The following is a 22,441-nucleotide window of genomic DNA, read 5'->3' on the forward strand; positions in this document are numbered from 1 at the left end:
AGAAAGTGTCTGTGGGAGAAAGAATGAAAGTTCCTAACTGATAGGTGCAATAGTGATGCCAACTAAAGCGGCTAGACTCGCTCTCCTCCCAAAAAGAGAACCTAGCCGCACAGTCTCAAGTCAACGGTGACGAAACTGCTAACGCCGTATTCCTTGAGGTTAGGTGTTTAGTCCCGGCATCTGGTGGATCGGGTTGACGATGAACCGGTCTGGCTCTGACGTCCAGATCTTGGCGATGTATTCGTAGGGTGTGAGGCCGCTGAGCGTCTTGAGCCGGCGGGCAAAGTTGTAGGCAGCCATGAAGTCGGAGAGGTGCGTCCGCAGCTGGTCGTGGCTCTCGTAGTGGAAGCGTTTGACGGTCGCCTCCTTGATGGTGCGGTTCATCCGTTCGACCTGTCCGTTGGTCCAGGGGTGGTTCGGCTTCGTGAGCCGGTGCTCGATATCGTTCGCCTCGCAGATCATGTCGAAGCGCATCTGGCGCGACCAGGCGGTGTTGCGATTACGCGGCTGCTCGGCGAACTGGATTCCATTATCGGTGAGGATCGTGTGGATGCGGTAAGGCACAGCTTTCAGCAGGTGTTCCAAGAACTCCCACGCTGTCCGCCTGTCAGCCTTCTCAACCAGTTGGGTGACCGCGAACTTGCTGGTGCGGTCGATGCCGACGAATAGGTACAGTTTGCCTTCGGCGGTCTGCACCTCGGCAATATCGACGTGGAAGAAACCGATCGGGTAGCGCTTGAAGCGTTGCCGCTTCGGTTTGTCGCCTTCGATATCCGGCAGGCGGGAGATGCTGTGCCGCTGGAGGCAACGATGCAGCGCTGAGCGCGTCAACTGCGGGATCGACGGCTGCAAGGCGTAGAGGCAGTCGTCGAGAGGTAGTAATGTGTGGCGCCGGAACGCCACTACCATCGCCTCCTCCGCTTCGGACAAGGTCGTTGAATGAGGGGCCTTCGGCCCGGTCTTCAGATCCTCGACCGTCGCCCTTTTACGCCACTTCGCCACCGTCTTCGGGTTGATCCCCAGCTCACGGCTCAGCGTCGCGAGCGAAGCTTGCGATCGCTGTATTGCTGCTCGGACGGCGTGCGTGGTCGTGGCGCACCCATGACGAACCTGTCCCATACGGCTTCCTTCCATTCCAACGAAAGGATCGCACCATCAAACCGTGGGATCAAACACCTAGGCGGCTTTCGCCAGCGCCTCGCCGATCAGCGCGCGGCTGTTCGCCACGCCGTACAGCGCGATGAAGCTCCCCATCCGCGGCCCCTGTTCGGACCCGAGCAGCGTCTCGTACAGCGCCTTGAACCAGTCGCGCAGATTGTCGAACCCGCCGGTCTTGCCGATCTCGTAGACGATGTTCTGGATATCCTCCGCGCCCGCCCCGTCCGGCAGAGCGGCGAGGTCCGCGTCCAGCCGCCGCAGGGCCTCGACCTCGACACCCTCGGGCGCACGACGGTTCAGCGTCGGCGCGACGAAATCGCGGGCATAGGCGAGCGCATAACCGATCAGCCGGTCGAGTTCGGGATCGCGCTCGGGCGTCGCATCGGGCACGTAGTTGCGCAGATAGCCCCAGACCTGCTCCTTGCTCGCCTCGCCCATCACGCCGACGAGGTTGAGCAGCAGCCCGAACGTCACCGGCAGCGTCGCCTCCGGCACCGTGCCGTCGTGGATATGGTGCACCGGATTGCCGAGCCGCTGCTTGACGTCCTGTCCCGCATAATTGCCGCGGAACTGCCAGTAATCGTCGACCGCGCGCGGAATGACGCCGAAGTGCAGCGACTTGGCCTTCTTGGGTTCGCGATACGCGAAGAAGGCGAGGCTCTCTTCCGGACCATAGGTCAGCCACTGGTCGAGGCTGAGGCCGTTGCCCTTGGACTTGGAGATCTTCTCGCCCTTTTCGTCGAGGAACATCTCGTAGTTGAACCCCTCGGGTGGGCGCCCGCCGAGCACGCGCGCGATCTTCGACGACTGCGTCACCGAATCGATCAGGTCCTTGCCCGCCATCTCGTAATCGACGCCGAGCGCGACCCAGCGCATCGCCCAGTCGACCTTCCATTGCAGCTTGCTGAGGCCGCCGAGCGCCGACTGGACGATCCGCTCGCCGCTTTCGTCCGTGAAGGCGATCGTCCCGGCGTCGGCGTCGACCACCTCGACCGGCACCTGCAGCACGACGCCCGTCACCGGGCTGACCGGCAGCACCGGCGAATAGGTCCCGCGCCGCTCCGCGCGCAGCGTCGGCAGCATCACGTCGAGGATGCCCTGATAGTGGCGCAGCACGCCCTTGATCGCATCGTCGAACCGGCCGCCCTCGTAATAGTCGGTGGACGAGGCAAATTCATACTCGAACCCGAACCGGTCGAGGAACTGGCGCAGCATCGCGTTGTTGTGCGCGGCGAAACTGTCGAACTTGCCGAACGGATCGGGGATGCGGGTCAGCGGCTTGCCGAGGTGTTCGCGCAGCATGTCGCCGTTGGGAACGTTGTCCGGCACCTTGCGCAGGCCGTCCATGTCGTCGCTGAACGCGATCAGCCGGGTCGGCTGGTCGGACAGCGCATGGAAGGCATTGCGCACCATCGTCGTGCGCAGCACCTCGTTGAACGTGCCGATATGCGGCAGGCCGGAGGGGCCGTAGCCCGTTTCGAACAGAACGGGCGCGCCGCCGGGCTTGCCGTCGGGATAGCGCTTCAACAGCTTGCGCGCCTCCTCATAGGGCCAGGCCTTGGAGTCGAGGGCGGCGGAGCGCAGGTCGGTATCGGTCATAGTCCCGCGCATCTGCCGCTTCGCGCGCCGAAGCGCAAATGCTATAGGTGGGCCCATGAACATGCTGGCGCCCGAAGACCTGCGGCCGTTCAAGCTGCGTATCGAGGATTACGAACTGCTCGACGGGGCGGGCGCGTTCGCGATGCAGCGCGTCGAACTGATCGAGGGGGTCGTCGTCACCGTGAATTCGGAGCATTTGCCGCACACCCGCCTGAAGAACGAACTGATGTTCCGGTTGCGGATCGCGCTGCGGGACCAGACGATGGCGTTCGACGCCTTCGTCGAGGCGAGCCTCGCACTGCCGCCGTATGACATGCCCGACGCCGACATCGTCGTGGCCGACAGCGGCGCGCGCGGCACCTATCTGGGCACGGCGGATGTCGCGATCGTCATCGAGGTGGCGGCCTCGTCGCTGCGCACCGATCTGGGCGTCAAGAAGCGCCTGTATGCGACGCACGGCATTCCCGAATATTGGGTCGCCGACGTGACGGGCCGGCAGGTGCACCAGTTCTGGGCGCCGCACGACGGCGACTATCGCGACACCCGCATCGTGCCGCTCGCCGGCCCGATCGCGAGCGTGACGCAGCCCGACCTCGTCATCGACGGCACCGGCATCCTCTAGAACCACGATCCCGTGCCGGTGTCCTGCACGGCCGATCGACACAGATAGCGAAACGACCGGAGCCGATCGCTTCCGCCAGAGTGCTCCTGTCGTCCATGTCGCGCGCCTCTGCCGTCGGACATCGCGCTGGCGTATCCGGTTCGTTCCGCGGTAAGGAGGCGGCGTGATCCCCTATCCCGCCATCCACGCCAGCCATGGCGGCATCTGGATCGCCACGGCGGACGGGACGCGGCCGATCGGGCGGGGCGAGGCGATCCGCATCGCCGCCGATACCCCGGTGATCCTGCTCAACGCGCCGCTGGTCGGGCTGCGGCTGGGCTATCCCGAACTGTCCGGGCTCGACCTGCTCGAACTCTTCGCCTTCCTCTATCCGGCGCGCTTCGCGGTGCCGACGCCGGGCGGCCTCGCCCGCGCGGTCGACCTGTCGCCGCCGGACAAGGATGAGGATGTCGCCGCCTTCCTGCGCGAAGCCGCCGCCGCCTTGCTGGCGGTGCCGGCGGGCGATTGGCCCGAGCGCGAGGGGGCCTGGACCGCGGTGCAATCGCTCGGCCGGCTGCGCTGGCCGTGGGCACCCGCGATCGGGCCATTGCTCGCCAAACCGCAGGTCAACGAACGCTGGCTGTTCGCGCGGCTGCCCGAATGGGAGGAGCAGGCGCCGCGCCCCGCGCCGCTGACCGCGGTGATCCCGCCCGCCGATGCCGAGGCGCGGCTCGCCGAGCTGACCGGCCATGGCGCCGAGGAGCGGCTCGGCCAGCGCGCCTTTGCCGCCGCGGCGACCCATGCCTTCGCGCCGCGCGCGATGCGCGATTCGCCCAATCTCGTGCTGGCGGAGGCGGGCACCGGCATCGGCAAGACGCTGGGCTATCTCGCCCCCGCCTCGCTCTGGGCGGAGCGCGCCGGCGGCGCGGTGTGGATCAGCACCTATACCAAGGCGCTGCAACGCCAGCTGTCGCGCGAGACCGAGCGCGTCTATCCCGACGCCGCGGTCCGCCGGCAGAAGGTCGTGACGCGCAAGGGCCGCGAGAACTACCTGTGCCTGCTCAACCTCGAGGATGCGTTGCAGGGCGGCTTCGCGGGCCGTGCCGCGATCCTCGCGCAGCTGGTTGCGCGCTGGGCGGCGTATAGCGCCGACGGCGACATGGTCGGCGGCGACCTGCCCGGCTGGCTCCCCACATTGTTCCGTCGCAACGGCCCCGCCGCGCTTACCGACCGGCGCGGCGAATGCGTCTATGCCGGCTGCCCGCATTACCGGAAATGCTTCATCGAGCGCGCCGCCCGCGCCAGCGCCGAGGCGGACGTGGTGATCGCCAACCACGCCCTCGTCATGGTCAATGCCGCGCGTGGTCGCGAAACCACGACCCGCCCGACCCGCTACGTCTTCGACGAGGGCCATCACCTGTTCGAGGCCGCCGATTCGATGTTCGCGACCGCGCTGACCGGGCAGGAGACGATCGAGCTGCGCCGCTGGATCCTGGGTCCCGAAAGCGGCGGACGCGGCCGCCGTCGCGGTTTGCAGGCGCGGCTGTCGGACGTCGCCAGCTATGACGAACAGGGCGGCATCGCGATCCAGGACGCGGTCGAGGCGGCGCGTCACCTCGCCGCCGACGGCTGGCTGGGGCGGATCGCGGAGGGCGCGCCGTTCGGGCCGATCGAGCATCTGCTCGCCGCCGTCCGCGGCCTCACCTATGCGCGCGCCGAGCAGCCGGGCGATGCCGGCTATGGCCTCGAAACCGAACTCGCCGAACCGACGCCCGAACTGATCGAGGCCGCCGCCCCCGCCGCCGCCGCGCTCGATGCGCTGGTGCGGCCGCTGGTGACGCTCGGCCGGCGGCTGGAGGCGGTGCTGGCCGAGGCGCCCGACTGGATGGACGCACCGGCGCGCGCGCGCGTCGAGGGCGCGATCGCCTCGATCGGCTGGCGGGCGGAGACGGTCGCGGCATGGCTGTCGCTGCTCGCCCGCGTCGGCGGGCCGGTCGATCCCGCGCATGTCGACTGGCTCGCGGTCGACCGCGTCGAGGGGCGCGAATACGATATCGGCCTGCACCGCCACTGGCTCGACCCGACCCGGCCCTTCGCCGAGATCGTGCTCAAGCCCGCGCATGGCGCACTGGTCACCTCCGCGACGCTGACCGGCGGCGGCGCCAATGAGTCGGAACGATGGGAGACGGCGGAGGCGCGCGTCGGCGCGCCGCATCTCGCCCGCGCGCCGTCGCGGTTCGAGGCGAAGAGCCCGTTCGACTATCCCGCGCATGCCGAGGTGCTGATCGTCACCGACGTCAAGCGCGGCGACCTGCCCGCGCTCGCCAATGCCTATGCGCGGCTGATCCTCGCCGCGGGTGGCGGCACGCTGGGGCTGTTCACCGCGATCCGCCGGCTGCGCGGCGTCCACGGCCGCATCGCCGACCGGCTGGCGCGCGAGGGGCTGCCGCTCCACGCCCAGCATGTCGATCCGATCGATACCGGCACATTGGTCGATATCTTCCGCGACGATCCCGCCGCCAGCCTGCTCGGCACCGACGCGCTGCGCGACGGCGTCGACGTGCCGGGAACCTCGCTGCGGCTGGTGGTGATGGAGGGCGTGCCCTGGCCCAAGCCGAGCGTGCTCCACGCCGCGCGGCGGCTCGCGGGCGGGGGCTCGGCCTATGACGACCGGATCGTGCGGGCGCGGCTGGCGCAGGCGTTCGGGCGGCTGATCCGCCGCGCGGACGATCGCGGCGCGTTCGTCATGCTGTCCGCGGCGATGCCGTCGCGGCTGCTCACGGCCTTTCCGGCCGGGGTGGGGATCACGCGGGTGACGCTCGACGAGGCGGTGGCGCGGGTGCAGGCACGGCTTTCCTTCTCCCGGACGATCGGGCAAGAGGCGCCTCTCGCGATCGATCACGGAGACGCCGGTTGAAGACGCTGACGCTGCTGCGCCACGCCAAGTCCGGCTGGGACGATCCGGTGACCCGCGATTTCGACCGCCCGCTCAATGCCAAGGGCAAGCGCGCCGCACAGGCGGTCGGCCGCCACCTGCGCGACCTCGGGCTGGAATTCGACCATGTCGTCGCCTCCCCCGCGATCCGCGTCGGCGAGACGCTGGACGCGGTGACCGCCGGCTATGGGCGCAAGCTCGCGCCGGTCTGGGAGCGCCGCATCTATCTCGCCTCCGCCGCGACCCTGCTCGACGTGGTGCACGAACTGCCCGCCGATGCGGAGCGGGTGCTGATGGTCGGCCACAATCCCGGGCTCGAGGATCTGGTGCTGATGCTGGTGCCGGAGGCGGCGGACGGCCTGCGCATGCTGGTCGAGGAGAAATATCCGACCGCGACGCTCGCGGAGATGACGCTGGCGGGCGAAAGCTGGGATGCGGTGGCGACCGGCGCCGCGACGCTGACCCGCTACATCCGCCCGCGCGACCTCGACGCGACGCTGGGGCCGGACGAGGAATGATCGCGGCGTTTCCCTCGCCGCGAGGGAAGCGTGTCGGGTTCGGACCCGAAACGGCTCCGATGTGTTCTGCCCTCGCCACGCGCATCGGCGCGCGCGGGGGCTGGACACGCGCATCGCGCGCGAGGGGGAAATGACGTGATCGACAGACGACGGCTCGAATCGGGCGGGCTTATCCTGTTCCTGGCGCTCGTCACGCTGGGGCTGATGCTGGTCGTGTCGTCCTTCGCCGGCGCGCTGCTGTGGGCGGTGCTCGCGGCGATCCTGTTCCAGTCGCTGTTCCAGTGGCTGCTCAAGCGCTGGCCCGGCCGGCGCAACGCCGCCGCGGCGGCGACGTTGCTCATCATCCTCGTCGCGGTCATCATCCCGGCGCTGGCGATCGCGGGCATGGTCGTCGACCAGACCGCCGGCGTCTATGCCAAGGTGCAGACCGGCCAGATCGACTTCGCGACCTATTTCCAGCAGGTCCACGACGGCCTGCCTGAATGGGTGCAGCGCCCGCTCGACCGGTCGGGACTCGGAAGCTTCGACCGGGCGCAGGCGCGGATCGCCGAAGGTTTCCGCAACAGCTTCCGTTCGATCGCCAGCCAGGCGCTGTCGATCGGCCGCAACGCCGCGGCGTTCCTGCTCGCGTTCGGCGTCGGCCTGTACGTCACCTATTTCCTGCTGCGCGACGGCGAGAAGCTGGCGCCCGCGCTGCGCGACGCGCTGCCGCTGGACCGCGACGTCGCCGACCGGCTGCTCGGCAAGTTCGTCTCGGTCGTCCGCGCGACGATCAAGGGATCGGTGGTCGTCGCGCTCGTCCAGGGTGCGCTCGGCGCCGTCACCTTCTGGATCGTCGGCGTCCCCGCGGCGCTGCTCTGGGGCCTGTTGATGGCGCTGGTCGCGCTGCTGCCCGCGGTCGGGCCAGCGCTCGTCTGGGTGCCGGTCGCCATCTATCTGCTCGCGACCGGCGCGGTGTGGCAGGGCGTCGTCGTCATCGTCTCGGGCGTCGCGGTGATCGGGCTCGCCGACAATATCCTGCGCCCGATCCTGGTCGGCCGCGACACCGGCATCCCCGACTGGCTGGTGCTGGTGACGACCCTGGGGGGGATCGAGGTCGCCGGGCTGAGCGGCATCGTTGTCGGCCCGCTGGTCGCGGCGCTGTTCATCGCCGGCTGGCAGATCCTGACCGAACAGCGCGCGGGCCGGCGCATCGCCAACCCAGATGCGGACGATGCGCCGCCCGAGGACGCCGGGACGCCCGCGGGCTGACGCCTGTTTCTTTTCCAGCCCTGTTTCTTCTCGAGCCCTGTTTCTTCTCCAGCCCTATTTCTTTTCCAGCATCGCCTTCAGCCCGTGCAGCGCGCCGAGCGGGCGGTGCTCGTCCTCGCTGACGACGCCCGCCGCGCGCAGCACCGCCTCCGCCTCGGGACTGCGCGGGAAGGGATCGAGCGCCAGCGCCATCGTCTCCGCCGCCGCCTCGCCGAGGTCGACCGCGCCGCCCTCGATCTCGACCGTGTCGAGCGCGCCCGCGTCGAGTTCGATCTCCTCCTGCTCGTCGAGCGTTTCGACGAACAGCAGCGCGACCGGCTCGTCGATCGTCGCGTCGAGCGGCACGCCGGTGACCGAACAGGCCTGCACCACCGCACCGGTCACCCGGCCGCGCACCGCGATGCCGGCAGCCTCCTTGCGCACGGCCACCACCGCCTCCAGCCGTTCGACCGACAGCACACCGAACCGCGCGGCAAGCGCCGTCCGTTCGGCATCGGTCGCGGCGACCCGCACCTCGCGCTCGCCCGCGCCGATCGCGTCGAGCCGCTCCGGGCGGCTGAATTCGGGTGGGGTCATGGCAGCTCTCCCGCAGTGAGCCGGTCGAGCGGCATCGCGTCCAGATCGGTGCGCAGTGCGGTCAGCGCCGCCGCGACATGGGCGGTCGCCTCACCCGCGGGCGCGTCGCCGCGGTAGAGGTTGCGGACCAGCGCCGGCATCAGGTCGCCCGCGGCGAGCCCGTCGCGATACGCGCCCAGCCGCCCGCCGAGCATGCTCATCATCTTGCCGATATGCTTGCCGACGACGATATCGCCCATCCCCATCTGGCGCAGCTGCCCGTCCATGTCGTCGACGAAGCGCTCGGTCAGATGCGCCGACAGCGCCGCCGCCTCGGGCTGCGTCTCCAGCCGCAGCAGCACCATCGCCAGCACCGCGGCGATCATGTCGAACCGGCCGTCGACCGTGTCCGGCACCGCGCCCGCCACGTACCAATGCTCCGCGCGACCGCGCGTCACCACCGCATTATAGAGCGGCAGCGCCTCGTCGCGCCTCTCGCCGAACAACCGTCCCCACCAGCCCACGTCGCGTCCCCGTCCTGTGCGCGGCGACAGCCGGCGCTTGATGCTCATCCGTTCCTCGCATATCGAGGCGATCGGCGGGCGATGCAATCGACCATGCGCGCCGATGCCGCTGGAGATAGTGATGAGCGTATCCTTTGCCCGTGCCGGCCTGCTGTTCGGCCTCGGGCTGACCATCGCGAGTGGCGCCTGCGCGCCGCTGCGCTCGCACCAGGGCTATATCATCGACGCCGATCTGGTGAATTCGGTGCAGCCGGGCGTCGACAACCGCCAGTCGGTGGCGCAGGTGCTGGGCCGTCCGACGATCGCCAGCCAATTCGGTGCGGAAGACTGGTATTATGTCGCGCGCGACAGCCGCAACCTCAATTTCCAGAAGCCCAAGCCCAAGGACCAGATCACGCTGAAGATCAGCTTCGATCCCAACGGCACGGTGAAGTCGGTGACGCGCACCGGCGTCGAGCAGATCGCCAAGGTCGACACCTATGGCAAGACCACACCGACGCTGGGCAAGAAGCGCGGCTTCTTCGAGGATCTGTTCGGCAATATCGGCACCGTCGGCGCGGCAGGCGCGGGTGGTCCGGGCGGCGGCGGCGGCGGTCGCGACACGCCGTAAGACGGTTTCCGCTACACGAACGCTTCTTCCCGGCGCGGTTGGCCGCGCCGCATGCTACGCATCGACGCGGCCGTGCCGTGCTTGGACCGGCACTGATCCCGAAAGGGGAAGGGATCAGTGACGGCAAACGCGCCGCCGCAGGAATGGTTCTGGTCGTCGCACCGATTTTCGCGCGACGGCGGCGGGCGCGTCAGCGAACGGTGAACATCACCTGATCCACCACCCGTCCGGCGAGGTCGACCAGCCGCAGCCGGTGCACGCCGGGCCCGGGCAGGATCAGCGGCGCATGGTCCGCCGGGCCGAGGTCGCGGGCGTCGAGCAGCACGCGATACGCCGCCGCCGCGCCGCTGACGCCGATGCCGAGCCGCTGGCGATCGATCGGGATATCCGGGTCGAGCGCATAGACGCTGCCAGCGACCGGCGTGGTGAAGCGCGGCCGCCGCGCGGCGGCGGGCGCGGCGGCGATCAGCGTCTGCGCGGTGCCGCGCAGGAACCAGTCGCGACGCGGCTCCTCGGTGCCGTCGGCGAAGGCGATGCGGACGGCCTCGACGTTCGCCGGCGGCGCGGGCTCGCGGCTGGGGCTGCGGGCATGGAGCGCCATCATGATGTCGCGCCACACCGGCGCCGCGCCACTGGTGCCCGACACTGCGCGCATCGGGTCGCCCTCGGCATTGCCGACCCAGACCGCGACGGTGAAGCGATCGGAATAGCCGACGCACCAATTGTCGCGCATCGCCTTCGACGTCCCCGTCTTCACCGCCGCCCAGAACGGCAGGCGCAACGCCGAATCGAGGCCGAAGGTGGCGGCGCGGGCGTTGGGATCGGCGATCATGTCGCCGACGATCCATGCCGCCGCCGGCGAGACGATCGCGCGGGACGACGCGGCGGGCTGGTCGTGCGTCAGCCGCAACGGGCGCCACCAGCCGCCCTGCGCGAGCGCGCGATAGGCGGCGGCCTGTTCGAGCAACGTCACCTCCGCCGAGCCCAGCGCGAGCGAGAAGCCGTAATAGGCGCCGTCTTCGACCAGCCCGCGATAGCCGAGGTCCCACAGGCGGTCGCGGAACGGTTCGACCCCGACCAGCAGCAGCGTGCGCACCGCCGGCACGTTGAGCGATCCGGCGAGCGCGGTGCGCGCCGACACCGGCCCCTTGAAGCCCCGGTCGTAATTCTGGGGGACGTAGAGGCCCGAGGCGGTGTCGAGCTGCACCGGCGAATCGTCGAGGATCGAGGCGGGGGTGAGATAACGGCGCTCGATCGCCTGCGCGTAGAGGAAGGGTTTGAGCGTCGAACCGGCCTGGCGGTAGCTCGCGGCATTATCCACCGCGGGCGCGGTGGAGGCGCCGCCGATACCGCCGACATAGGCGAGCACGTCGCCGCTCGCATTGTCGACGACCACCGCGGCACCGTCGCGCGCGCGCGTGCCACCGAGGCCGAGCAGCTGGCGACGCAGCGCCGCGGCGGCGAGCCGTTGCAGCCCGGCGTCGAGCGTGGTGGTGACGCGCAGCCCCGCTCTGGTCAGCAGCCGGTCGGACAGGTGCGGCGCGAGCCCGGGATCGAGCGCAAGACTGCGTGCGGGGCCGAGCATCGCCGCGACGGCGGCGGGAAAGCGCGCGCAGTCCCGCCGGCCGGCGAGCGCGCAGGCGCGGCGGGCGAGCGTCGCGGCGTCGGCGCGCGGATCGGGCAGCAGCGCGGCGAGCAGCAGCGCATCGTCGCGCGACAGGCTGGCGGGCGTCTTGCCGAACAGGCCAAGCGCGGCGGCGCCGATCCCCTGCGCCTCGCCGCGATAGCCGGCGAGGTTGAGATAGGCTTCGAGAATCTGGTCCTTGCTCCACCGCTGCTCGAGCGCGCGGCCGGCACGGATCTGGCGCAGCTTGTCGAACCAGCCGCGCGCGCCGGGGCGGGCGAGGCCGGGGGACAGAAAGGCGGCGAGCTGCATCGACAGCGTCGACGCGCCACGCGGACGATGGCGCGCGATCCGGTCGCGTGCGGCGCCGCCGAGCGCGAGCCAGTCGACGCCGGCATGGTCGGGGAAGCGATGGTCCTCCGCGGCGACGATCGTGTCGCGCGCGGCGGGGGCGATCGCGGCGAGCGGCGTCCAGGCGAGCCGGCGCACGGCGAAGTCGACGCGGGCGCTGTCGATCAGCGCGCCGTGGCGGTCGTAGAGCCACGCTTCGGACGGATGCCACCGGCTGCGGACGGCGGCATAGTCGGGCAGAGGCGGTGGCCGGGTGACGTAATCGAGCGCACCGCCCGCCACCGCGACGACGCCGACGAGCGCCAGGGCGCGGCGGGGGGTGAAGCGAAACGCCATGTCAACGCTTCGGGGCGGCACACTCGCGGCACCGCCACACCGCGCGCCCTGAACATATCGTCATCCCGGACGTATTCCGGGTGCCACGCCGTGCCGAGGCGCGCCGCTGTCGATGCGCATCGCTCCTCCAGCCCGACAGCAGGCCCCAGAACGAGCCCGGGGTAACGGGGAGATCCCGTCCGGTCGCACCACGCCGCATCAGGCGCCGCCGTCCGCGCGCGGACACCGCCCCCCTCACCGCTGCGCCACCACCATCGGCTGGTTCGGCACCTGCGCGCGGATCGCCGGCGCATACATCGCCTCGACCCGCGTCGGCGGCAGGCTGAAGCGACCGGCGCCGTTCAGCCGCACCGCATAGCTGACCGTGAACCGCCCGCGCGGCACCCAGGCGAAATAGCCGCGCCAGCCGTCGTTGCCGCGCTCGACATAGGAGGGCTGGACGCCTTCGTTCGCACCGCCCTCGCCCAGCATCTGCGACTGGTTGGCGAGGTCGCCGATGATCGTCGCGCCCGCCGGGATCGGATCGTCGACCACCACCCAGTTGCGCTCCGCGGTGGCGTCGACGGTGATCGTCACGCGCAGCACGTCGCCGCGGGTGAGCTGCCCCGCCTTGCGCACCTGCACGGGGGTGACGCTGCGCGTCGCGCGATAGCCGGCGAACAGCGACGCTTTCAGCGGCACCGCGGCGCGCACCGACACCATCGCCCACGGGCCGCTGCCGCCGCTCTGGCGAAGCAGCAGCGGCGTCGCCGCGGCGGGCAGCGGCAGGCTGACCGACCGGGCCTCGGCGGCGAGCGGCCACGCCCGCGACACGCTGGTCGCACCGAGTTGCAGCATGGTCGTGCCGGCGATCGCCTGCGCCGGATAGAGGCCGGCGAACCGGCGAACCGCGACCGCGCCCCAGGCGTTGGCGGTGGTCGTGTCCCAATGGCCGCGCGACTGGCGTGAGCCGACGCCAACCATCATCCTCGCCGCCTCGTCCTGCCAGCCGGGACGGCCGAGCGTCACCAGCAACGCCTTGATCGACGCCTCGTCGCCCGACGACATCAGCCACCACGACTGGTTCGCCGCATCCGACAGGTCGAGCCGCGTGCCCTCATAGACCAGCCGGCTGCGCAGCACGCCCTCCGCCTGCCCCTTCAGCGCGGCGGCGTTGGCGAGGGGGACGCGGTCGAGCGCAGCGATGTAATCGCTCAGCAGCGCGGTCGGCATGTCCTGCGCCGCCAGCCCGACCTGCCCGAGCATCGCCGGCGTCGCCTCGCCGGCGCGCGCGAGCGCGGCAAAGGCGACCAGCCGCTGCTGCCGGGGATCGCCGTAGGTTTCGTGGCGGACGCGGCCGTCGAGCACCGCCTTCAGCCCCTCCACCATCCGCGCACGCGGCGCGGGCGGCAACGGCAACCCGGCCTCGCTGGTCAGCGACAGCACGTAGGCGGTGAGCGCCTCCGACCCCTCCAGCGATTCGCTCGGCCAGTAGCGGAGCAGGCCGTCGGGCGCCTGATAGGTCGGGATCGCTCCCGCCAGCGCCGCCCAGCGCGCCGTATCGCCGAGCGCGACGATCCGGCTCAACTGCTGTTCGAAGCAATTGTACGGATAGTCGCTCATGTAGCGCCGCACGCCGGCAAGCGGCGGCGCGAGCGTGTCGGTGAGCTGCACGTCGACCGATCCGCGTCCCGGCAGCGCTCCCGCGGGCGGGGCGATCGGCAGGTTGGTGTCGCCGACGCGGGTCAGCGCCGCCGCCCATGTCTCGACCGGCACCGCCGGCACCACCTCCTGGCTGACCGTCAGGCGATCGGTCGCCTTGCCGTCCGCGCTGCGCGCGGTGACCTGCCAGCGGAGCGTGCCGCTCGCCTGTGGCGCGGTGAGGTTCCACGCGACCGGCGCGGCGCCGCCCGCCGGGATCGTCACGGTCAGCGGCTTGCCTTGGGCAATGCGGGGGAAGACCGCGACCTCGGCGGTGACGGTCATCGGCCGGTCGCTGCCGTTGCGCAGCGTGAAGCCCGCCGCATACCAGTCGCCGCTGCGCACCAGCGGCGGCAGGCCGGCGTAGAGCGAAAGGTCCTGCGCGGTGCGGATCGCGGTGCTGCCGGTGCCGAACAGGCCGTCGCCATCGGTGGCGATCGCGACCAGCTTGAACGACGACAGCGCATCCGACAGCGGCACGGACAGGCGCGCGCGGCCCTGTGCGTCGAGCGCGACGCGACCCTGCCACAGCAGCACCGGCTGGAAATTCTCGCGGTTGAGCGCCGCCGCGGCATCGCCGCCGCCGCCGCCGGCCTCCACCGCCTTGCGGCCGTAATGGCGCTTGCCGACCACCTGCATCTGCGCGGTCGCGGTCAGCACCGACAGCGGCCGGTCGCCCATCATCGCAGGCAGCACGTCCCAGCTGGCGTTGGGCGCGAGCTGCAGCAGCGCCTCGTCCACCGCGGCGAAGGCGACGTCGGCACTGGCGGCGGGGCTGCCGTCGGGGCGGCGGACCTGCAATGCGACATCGGCGGTGCCGCGCGGGCTGAACCGTTCGTGGTCCGCCTTCACCGTCACGCCGAGCGTGTGTCCCTCCCAGCCGACCTTCACCCGGGCGATGCCGAGGCGATAGGCGGGCTTGGACAGGTCGACCAGCGCGGTCGGTTCGGGCGCAGGCTCCGCCTTCACCAGCCCCAGGCTCCGGCCGATTCCGCGCAGCCAGCTGGTCCAGCCGCTCTCGATCCGCCCGCGCACGACCATCACCGAGACATAGACGTCGGGCGCATAGCTGCCCGGCATCGGCACCTCGACGACGGGATCGGTGCCGGAGAGTTGGGTGACGAAGCTCGACAGCACGCCCTCGCGCTCGACCGTCACCAGCGCGGTGGCGGACCGGAACGGCATGCGCACCTGAAAGCGCGCGGTCTCGCCCGCCTTGTAGGCGGTGCGTTCCGGCACGACGTCCATCCGGTCGCCGTTGTCGCCGCCGAACCACCAGGCGTCGTTCCCGGCCAGCCACACCGACCGCACCGCGCGCGCGACATGGCCGTCCGCATCCGCGCTGGTCGCGACGACATAGACCTCGCCCGACACGCCGGGATCGACCGCGCACTGCGCCAGCCCCTGGGCATCTGTCGTCGCAGTGCAGGTGGCATCGAGCTTCGTCGTGCGCATCTGGTTGTCATAGGCGTAGAAACCGCCGATCAGCCGCCGCCGCGCGGTGAGGATCTGGCGGCTGTACAGCGCGACGCTGATCGTCTGGTTCCTGATCGGCTTGCCGTCGGTGTCGAGCGCGACGAAGCGCAGGCGCAGATCGTCCTGCTTCATCAGCCAGCCGTCGGTCCTGACCCCCAGCTGCACCGCGGAGGCGAAGATCGGCACGTTGCGGCTGGCGGTCAGCACCTCGCCGTTAGCGTCCTGATAATCCATCTCGACGCGCATGTCGGCGAGGCCGTCGAGCGCGGGCACGTCGACGCTCGTCCGCGCCGTGCCGCCCGCCCCCAGCGTCACCGGCAGCGTCTGCGTCGGCGGCAGCGGCGTCTGCTGGTCGTCGCCGTCGCCGTTCATCGGCCTGACGCCCTCCTCCACCTTCGCGCCGCCGAAGGTATAGCCGTCATAGCCCTCGGGCGTCGCACTGTGCGCGAACCAGCCGACGCGGACGTCGACCGGCAGGCCGCCCGCACCGCCGCCGGACAGATAACCGACATAGAGGTCGAGCGGCAGCGACTTCGGCCGCACCGCCGCCGCCTTCGGCCCGGTGACGCTCGCGCGCATCGTCGGCAGTTTGTATTCGTCGACCTTGAACGACTGGTCGGTGTAGGTGACGTCCTCCCCCCGCACGATGCGCAGGTCGTAATCGCCCATCGGCGCCCCCTGCGGCGCGGTCCATGTCGTCTCGCCGGTCCCGCGCGCGTCGATGCTGAGCGGCAGGTCGAACTGCGTGTCCGATCCGCGGTGCGCGAGCCGCAGCGTACCGGTGAAGCCCGCGGGAATCGCGAAGCCGCTGCCGTTGGGGCGGCGGACGATATGCTTCATGTGGATCGTCTCGCCCTGCCGGACGAGCGCGCGATCGAAGACGGTGTGGAACGTCTCGGCCGGGGCGGAATAGCCATAGGGCAGCTCGAAGTCATAGGGCCGGATGCCGTCGCCCCAGCTGGTCAGCGCGAAGCTGAAATCGTCGCCGCTGCGCGCCGAGATCATCAACGGATGCGCGGTCGATCCGTCCTGACAGCCGCCATAGGTTTCTGGTTCGGGCAGACCCGCGGGGATCATCAGCCCGCCGCTGCGATCGGTCGCGCCGCGCGCCAGCAGCCTGCCCGTGCAGCTGTCGCTGATCTGCACGGCGGCATTGGCGACCGGCTTGCCGGAGCCGAGCGAGGTTACCCAGGCGAGGCTGCGCTCGCGGCCCCATTTGAAATGCACCGCCATGTCGGTGACCAGCGCCGCGGTCGCGACATAGCGCGGCGCATTGCGTCCCAGCAGCGCGCGCCCCAGCGCGGGGCTGGCGAGTTCGACGACATAGAAGCCGGGCTTGCCCAAGGGGATGCCGACGACCTCGAAATCGCGACCCTTGCCCGGCAGGCCGATCGTCATGCCGGCGCCCTGATTGCCGAGGATCGAGCGGTCGCCGGTGTGGTTGATCCGGCGGATCACCGCGTCGCCGCGCTTCACCTCCTCGACATCGGCATCGTCGGCGGCATCGACGGTGCGCAACCATTCGGCGACCGTCGCGTCGCTGTCGCCGACCTTGAGCGTCCGCCCGCCGATCGGCAGGCTCTTGCCCTGCAACGCGGGTTCAACGTTGCGCACGGTGACCGGCAGCACGCCGCCCTGCGTCGCTTCGAGGATGCCGAAGCCGGCCGCGAACTTCACCAGCGGCGGTGCGGCGTCGACGCGCACGTCGAGCGGGAAGCGTTCGGCGTTCGACAGGCCGCGGCCGCTCTCGTCCTTCAGGCCCGCGGGCAGCGTCAGCTTTGCGGTGGTGTCGTAGGGCAAGGGCGCCTTGAAGGTGACGTCGGCGATCGTCGCCTTCTTCCTCTCGTCCTCGTCGAAGGTCGGTGCGATCTGCCTGCCGTCCGCCAGCGTCAGGCGGATCGCCGCCGCCTGGCTCATCGGCACCGGGGCGGTGAAGCGCACATAGGCCGGCTGGACCGGGCTGCACCCCGCCTGCGGGTTGGTACGGCTGCATTCGAAGCGCGCCGCGAACGGCTTGCGGACGGTATAGTCGAAGCGCTGGTCGCTACCGGCGAGGCGGCCGGACGCCGACGCGATCCCCTGCGGCCAGACCAGCGCCATGTCGCGCCCCGGCGGCAGCGCGCGGCGGCATTTCAGCGCGGTGACGCCGGCATAGAGCGCCTGCCGCTCGGCGGGTTTCTCCGGAATCGTCTCGGGCAGGCCGGCGCTGTCGAGGAAGCTGCGCACCGACCAGGTCTGCGTCCCCATCCCGCCGATCAGCCTGCCGGGCAGGTCGGCGGGCAGGACGTCGACCGGGATCTTCTCGCCGATGCCGTCGACCGCGCAATAGGCGTTGGCGGCGACCGAGGCGCGCGTCGGCGCGAGGGTCGCGGCGACGAGGAAGACCTGACCCTCCTCGATCTCGTCGCCATCGCCCGACGGCAGCACCGCCCGCGCCGACGGACCGCCGGCATCGACGGTGTAGCGGGCGCGGCCGTTCAGCGCATAGCCGGCGACGCTCTTCAGCCCCTTGGCCGCATCGAAATGGCATGTCGTGTCGCCCGACAGCGGTGCGGCGAAGTCGAACACCCAGGTCTGCTGATCGACCCAGCGCCCGGTGCCGGTGCAGGCGGTGGTGAAGGGGGCGGGGCTGCGAGGGTCGCCAAGCGGCACCATCGGCTGGTTGAAGCGGATGGTATAGCGCTCGACCGCACCCGCCGCGCCGCCGACGCCGGGCTGGGCAAGCACGACCTGCGGGCTGTTGTCGCCGAACGCCGCCACCGGCGCGAGGGCCAAGGCCAGCACCGCCCACCGCATCGCCCCACGCATCCGCCGTCTCCCCGTAACGTCGGCGAGGTTAGGCTGGCGCTGGCCGCGAATCCAGCGCGCAGATGTCCGGCGTCGCCCCGCGCCGGAACTTCAGCCCTTCTGTCCGATTCGGCCTGAATCGGGCGAAGACTGGTCCGGGCGGCGCGACAATGGCGCAGGACGCCCGCCGCTTAGCGGAATCGACTTGTCCGATTAAATCCGTTTCGGACATGATGGCGATGAACGGGGCGGGGGGCTGCTCATGGACGTGCTGACGCTGGGCCTCGATGCGGCCGCACGGGAAACGATGCTGTTCGCGGCGACCGGATTGCTGATCGGCGGGATCGACGACCTGCTGATCGATCTGTGCTTCATCGGGCATCGCCTGTCCGGTCGCGACGACCGGGGCCTGCGCACCGACACGCTGCCGGTGCCGGCGACGCCCGCCACCTTTGCGGTGTTCGTCGCCGCCTGGGACGAACAGGCGGTGATCGGCGGGATGCTGTCTGCGGCGGTCCGCCGGTTCGAACATCCCGATTACCGCATCTACGTCGGCGTCTATCCGAACGATCCGCGGACGATCGCCGCAGCGCGGGCGGTCGCGGCGACCGACGCGCGTATCCGCGTCATCGTCGGCGCGCGCGCCGGCCCGACGACCAAGGCGGACTGCCTCAACACCCTGTGGACGGCGCTGGTCCGCGACGATCGGGCGGAGGGACGGACGACGACCGCAGTGGTGCTGCACGACGCCGAGGACGTGGTGCACCCGGCGGAGCTGATCGTCTTCGATTCGCTGATCCGCGGGCAGGCGGTGGTGCAATTGCCGGTGCTGCCGCTGATCCGGCGCGGATCGCTGGTGTCGGGTCATTATGCGGACGAGTTCGCCTATGCGCACAGCGTCCAGCAACCGGTGCGCGCGATGCTGGGCGCGGCGATGCCGCTCGCGGGCACCGGCTGCGCGATCGCGACGGCGATGCTGGCCGGTATCGCCGCCGAACGGGGCGGGGCGCCCTTCGACGCGAGCAGCCTGACGGAGGATTACGAGCTCGGCCTGCACGTCGCCGCGCGGGGCGGGGCCAGCCGCTTTGCCCGCGTCCGCGATTCCCGCGACGGCAGCCTCGTCGCGGTCCGGGCCTATTTCCCCGATACCCTGACCACCGCGACCCGGCAGAAGGCGCGCTGGATGACGGGGATCGCGCTCGCGGGATGGGACCGGACCGGCTGGGGGGAAACCGGCGCGCTGGCCGATCACTGGATGCGGATGCGCGACCGCCGGGCGCTCGTCTCTGTGCTGGTGCTCGCCGTCGCCTATGCCGCGGTGCTGCTGTGGCCGCTGGCGGCGGGGTGGCGCTGGCTGCGGTCGATGCCGCCGGCGGACGACCGGCTGGCGGACTGGCTGTTGCTGACCACCTCGCTGCTGCTCGGCTGGCGGCTGATGATGCGAATCGTCTGCACCGCGCGGGCCTATGGCCGGGCCGAGGCTTGCTGGTCGCTGCCGCGATTCTTCATCGGCAACCTCGTGTCGCTGATCGCCGCGCCGCGGGCGTTGCACCGTTACCTCAAACTGCTGCGCGGCGAGACGCTGGTCTGGGACAAGACGGCGCACGTCTTTCCCGATCTGGTCGATCCCCGGACGTCCGTGACCGCGTGAGGGGCGGCAGGCCGTTACGCTTTCTGGCGATCCTGCTGTGCGGCTGGTCGGGGGCGCGCAGCCTCGACCTCTATCGACGCAGCGGGGACGTACCCGGGGTCGGGGTCGGAGCCAGGACCGCAAGCGGGCCGATCGACCACCTCGCCGCCGCGATCGGCGTGCCGAAAGCCGCAGCGGCCGCGCGGTCGTTCGTCGCGCCCGTCGCGCCCGCGCACGCCATGATCGCGATCCCGACCGCCGTCGCATCGCATCAGTTCGTCCGTCCGCCGACACCGGCCGGGTTCGCGCAGGCGACGGTGCGGGAGCCGGAACGACATCAGGACCCCGCCCCGGCGGCGATGCCGGCGCCGCCGCTGTCCCCCGCGGTCCTGCCGCCGCCGGTCAGACGGACCGGCGGGCGGCTGACCGGCAGCGCGTGGCTGATCGCACGCGACGGCGCCGCGGCCGGCATATCGAACGGCCAGCTCGGCGGATCGCAGGCCGGCGCGCGGATCACCTATGCACTCGGCACCCGCCGCCGCCTCGCGCTCGCCGCGCGGGTGTCCGCGCCGCTGTCGGGGCGCGGCAGGGAGGCGGCGATCGGGTTCGACTGGCAACCGACGCGGGCGCCGGTCCACGTCATCGCCGAACGGCGCATCGCGCTGGATGGCGGGCGCGGCGGGCCGACCCTCGGAATCGTCGGCGGATACGGTCCGGCGGAGGTCGTGCGCGGCGTCCAGCTGGAGGGATACGGTCAGGCCGGCGTGATCGCGCGCGATGGCGGCGAAGCCTTTGCCGATGGCGCGGTGCGCGTCGCGCATCCGCTCGGGCGGGTCGGCGCGCTGCGCATCGACGTCGGCGCGGGGCTGTGGGGCGGCGCGCAGCGTGGCGCGGCGCGGCTCGACGTCGGGCCTTCCGTGGGCGTCGTCGTGCCGGTCGGCCAGACCGCGTTCCGCCTGACCGCCGACTGGCGCGAACGGATCGCCGGGGATGCGCGGCCGGGATCGGGCCCTGCGCTGTCGCTCGGCACCAACTTCTAGGATCGGCGGTCTAGCCGGTCGCTGCCAGCGGCCTATAACGCTGCCCCGTGGACCTGTACCTTCCCATCGCCAATCTGTCGGTCAACGCGCTGGTCATCATCCTGCTGGGCGGCGGCGTCGGGCTGCTGTCGGGGATGTTCGGGGTCGGCGGCGGGTTCCTGACGACGCCGTTGCTCATCATCTACGGCATCCCGCCGACCGTCGCCGCGGCCTCGTCGGCGAGCCAGGTGACGGGGGCGAGCGTGTCGGGGGTGATCGCGCATTTCCACCGCAACGGCGTCGATACCAAGATGGGCGGCGTGCTGGTCGCCGGCGGTATCGTCGGCAGCTTCGCTGGCGCGTGGATCTTCCGCCTGCTCCAGGCCAGCGGGCAGATCGATACCGTGATCGGCGTCGTCTATGTCGTCATGCTCGGGTCGATCGGCACGCTGATGGCGCGCGAATCGATCGCCGCGATCGGCGTGTCGCGCGGGCGCCGCGTCGCCCGGCCGCGCAAGCGCCGCCACCATCCGCTGGTCGCCGCGCTGCCGCTGCGCACGCGCTTCTACGCCTCCGGGCTCTACATCTCGCCGCTGGCGCCGTTGCTGCTCGGCTTCGGCACCGGCATCCTCACCATCCTGCTCGGCATCGGCGGCGGCTTCATCCTCGTGCCCGCGATGATCTACCTGCTCGGCATGGCGACCAGCGTCGTCGTCGGCACCTCGCTGTTCCAGACGCTGTTCGTCACCGCGGTGGCGACGATGGTCCACGCGACCACCACCAAGGCGGTCGACATCGTCCTTGCGGGCCTGCTGCTGATCGGATCGGTGATCGGCGCGCAGCTCGGCGCGCGCTTCGCGACCAAGGTGAAACCCGAATATCTCCGCCTCGCGCTCGCCGTCATGGTGCTGCTCGTCGGGTTGCGCATCTTGCTCGGCCTCGTCTGGCGCCCCGAAGACATCTTCACGGTCGAGCTGACGTGACGCGGGCGGCCGTCCTGCTGCTCGCGCCGCTATTGATGGCGCAGGCGCCGAAACCGGTGCTCGTCCCCGACGTGTCGCAACGCGATATCGAGATCGCCTACAGCTTCACCGGCGCCGAACTGCTGCTGTTCGGGGCGATCCTCTACCCCGGCGGGCGGTTGCCGCGCGGCGAGGCGCCGACCGACATCGTCGTCGTCGTCAAGGGGCCGACGCAGCCGGTGCTGGTGCGCGAGAAGCAGAAGGTCGCCGGCATCTGGGTCAATGCCGAGCATCAGCGCTACAGCTCGGTGCCGAGTTTCTATGCGCTGGCGTCGTCGCGGCCGATCGGGCGGATCGTCGACGCGCGGACGCGTGCGATCTACGAACTGGGGCTCGACAGCCTGCAATTGTCGCCCGGTTCCAGCGCGATCAGCGCGGTCGAGCATCGCTTCCAGCAGGGTCTGGTCGGGCTGAAGCGGCGCACCGGGCTGTACGTCGAGGCGCCGCATGCGGTCGAGATCACCGATGGCGTGCTCTATCGCGCGCGGCTGACGATCCCGGCGCGCGTGCCGGTCGGGCGATTCACCGCGGAGACGTTCCTGATCCGCGACGGCCGCGTGCTCGCCGCAGCGGTGCGCGACATCGACATCCGCAAATCGGGGTTCGAGCGATTCGTCGCGCGGGCGGCGGATCGCGATTCGATCGCCTACGGCCTCGTCGCGGTCGCGCTCTCGGTCGGGCTGGGGCTGGCGGCGGGATGGATCGCGCGCCGGCTTTAGTCCAGCGCTGACGGTATCTTAACCGCTCCCGCCTAGATCCCGGCGG

15 protein-coding genes are annotated in these 22,441 nt (G+C 70.8%); 9 read left to right on the forward strand and 6 right to left on the reverse strand.

The features are described from left to right. Positions 1 to 159: 159 nt before the first annotated feature. Both B2515_RS08775 and B2515_RS08780 read right to left on the reverse strand, forming a co-directional pair. A complete protein-coding gene (locus tag B2515_RS08775; protein WP_293875836.1) occupies positions 160 to 1,119 on the reverse strand; it encodes an IS481 family transposase in 960 nt (319 codons plus the stop codon). A 57-nt stretch (positions 1,120 to 1,176) separates the two neighbouring features. Next, positions 1,177 to 2,757 (reverse strand): lysine--tRNA ligase, encoded by a 1,581-nt coding sequence (locus B2515_RS08780; RefSeq protein WP_293875837.1) that lies wholly within the window; start codon positions 2,755 to 2,757, stop codon positions 1,177 to 1,179. Positions 2,758 to 2,812: 55 nt separating this feature from the next. Between B2515_RS08780 and B2515_RS08785 the strand changes: the two genes are divergently transcribed. The 4 genes from B2515_RS08785 (at position 2,813) to B2515_RS08800 (ending at position 8,062) form a co-directional block, all read left to right on the forward strand. After that, positions 2,813 to 3,379 (forward strand): Uma2 family endonuclease, encoded by a 567-nt coding sequence (locus tag B2515_RS08785; protein ID WP_293875838.1) that lies wholly within the window; start codon positions 2,813 to 2,815, stop codon positions 3,377 to 3,379. Between the two features lie 163 nt (positions 3,380 to 3,542). Continuing rightward, on the forward strand, positions 3,543 to 6,275 hold the full coding sequence (locus tag B2515_RS08790) for an ATP-dependent DNA helicase (protein WP_293875839.1): 2,733 nt from the start codon (positions 3,543 to 3,545) through the stop codon (positions 6,273 to 6,275). Then, positions 6,272 to 6,811, forward strand: coding sequence for a SixA phosphatase family protein (locus B2515_RS08795; RefSeq protein WP_293875840.1), 540 nt, complete (start codon positions 6,272 to 6,274; stop codon positions 6,809 to 6,811). The genes B2515_RS08790 and B2515_RS08795 overlap by 4 nt, the downstream gene beginning before the upstream one ends. Positions 6,812 to 6,946: 135 nt before the next feature. Next, a complete protein-coding gene (locus B2515_RS08800) occupies positions 6,947 to 8,062 on the forward strand; it encodes an AI-2E family transporter (protein WP_293875841.1) in 1,116 nt (371 codons plus the stop codon). Between the two features lie 54 nt (positions 8,063 to 8,116). On the opposite strand, the gene B2515_RS08805 is transcribed toward B2515_RS08800, so the two are convergent. Next, positions 8,117 to 8,638: a DUF177 domain-containing protein gene (locus B2515_RS08805; protein ID WP_293875842.1), complete on the reverse strand. Its 522-nt coding sequence runs from the start codon at positions 8,636 to 8,638 to the stop codon at positions 8,117 to 8,119. After that, positions 8,635 to 9,189: a ubiquinol-cytochrome C chaperone family protein gene (locus tag B2515_RS08810; protein WP_414711378.1), complete on the reverse strand. Its 555-nt coding sequence runs from the start codon at positions 9,187 to 9,189 to the stop codon at positions 8,635 to 8,637. The genes B2515_RS08805 and B2515_RS08810 overlap by 4 nt, the downstream gene beginning before the upstream one ends. A gap of 73 nt (positions 9,190 to 9,262) precedes the next feature. Between B2515_RS08810 and B2515_RS08815 the strand changes: the two genes are divergently transcribed. Continuing rightward, a complete protein-coding gene (locus tag B2515_RS08815) occupies positions 9,263 to 9,751 on the forward strand; it encodes an outer membrane protein assembly factor BamE (protein WP_293875843.1) in 489 nt (162 codons plus the stop codon). A 190-nt stretch (positions 9,752 to 9,941) separates the two neighbouring features. Here the strand turns inward: B2515_RS08815 and pbpC are convergent, their stop codons facing one another. Together pbpC and B2515_RS08825 are read right to left on the reverse strand one after the other, a co-directional pair. Continuing rightward, on the reverse strand, positions 9,942 to 12,062 hold the full coding sequence (gene pbpC / locus B2515_RS08820) for a penicillin-binding protein 1C (protein ID WP_293875844.1): 2,121 nt from the start codon (positions 12,060 to 12,062) through the stop codon (positions 9,942 to 9,944). Positions 12,063 to 12,296: 234 nt separating this feature from the next. Then, positions 12,297 to 18,026, reverse strand: coding sequence for an alpha-2-macroglobulin family protein (locus tag B2515_RS08825; RefSeq protein WP_293875845.1), 5,730 nt, complete (start codon positions 18,024 to 18,026; stop codon positions 12,297 to 12,299). Between the two features lie 241 nt (positions 18,027 to 18,267). On the opposite strand from B2515_RS08825, the gene B2515_RS08830 reads away from it, so the two are divergent. Genes B2515_RS08830 through B2515_RS08845 form a run of 4 tightly spaced genes read left to right on the forward strand, consistent with a single transcriptional unit; the run spans position 18,268 to position 22,395 of the window. Beyond that, a complete protein-coding gene (locus B2515_RS08830) occupies positions 18,268 to 19,656 on the forward strand; it encodes a glycosyl transferase family protein (protein WP_293875846.1) in 1,389 nt (462 codons plus the stop codon). Further along, complete coding sequence (locus B2515_RS08835) at positions 19,653 to 20,675, forward strand: hypothetical protein (RefSeq protein WP_293875847.1); 1,023 nt, start codon at positions 19,653 to 19,655, stop codon at positions 20,673 to 20,675. The genes B2515_RS08830 and B2515_RS08835 overlap by 4 nt, the downstream gene beginning before the upstream one ends. Positions 20,676 to 20,722: 47 nt before the next feature. Then, on the forward strand, positions 20,723 to 21,637 hold the full coding sequence (locus B2515_RS08840) for a sulfite exporter TauE/SafE family protein (protein WP_293875848.1): 915 nt from the start codon (positions 20,723 to 20,725) through the stop codon (positions 21,635 to 21,637). Positions 21,638 to 21,672: 35 nt separating this feature from the next. After that, positions 21,673 to 22,395 carry a TIGR02186 family protein gene (locus B2515_RS08845; protein WP_293876030.1) on the forward strand — a complete coding sequence of 241 codons (723 nt, stop codon included), beginning with the start codon at positions 21,673 to 21,675 and terminating at the stop codon, positions 22,393 to 22,395. Positions 22,396 to 22,441: the final 46 nt, after the last annotated feature.

Origin of the sequence: Sphingomonas sp. UBA978, from assembly GCF_002292295.1 — a bacterium.
In the GTDB taxonomy this organism is placed as follows: Bacteria; Pseudomonadota; Alphaproteobacteria; order Sphingomonadales; family Sphingomonadaceae; genus Sphingomonas.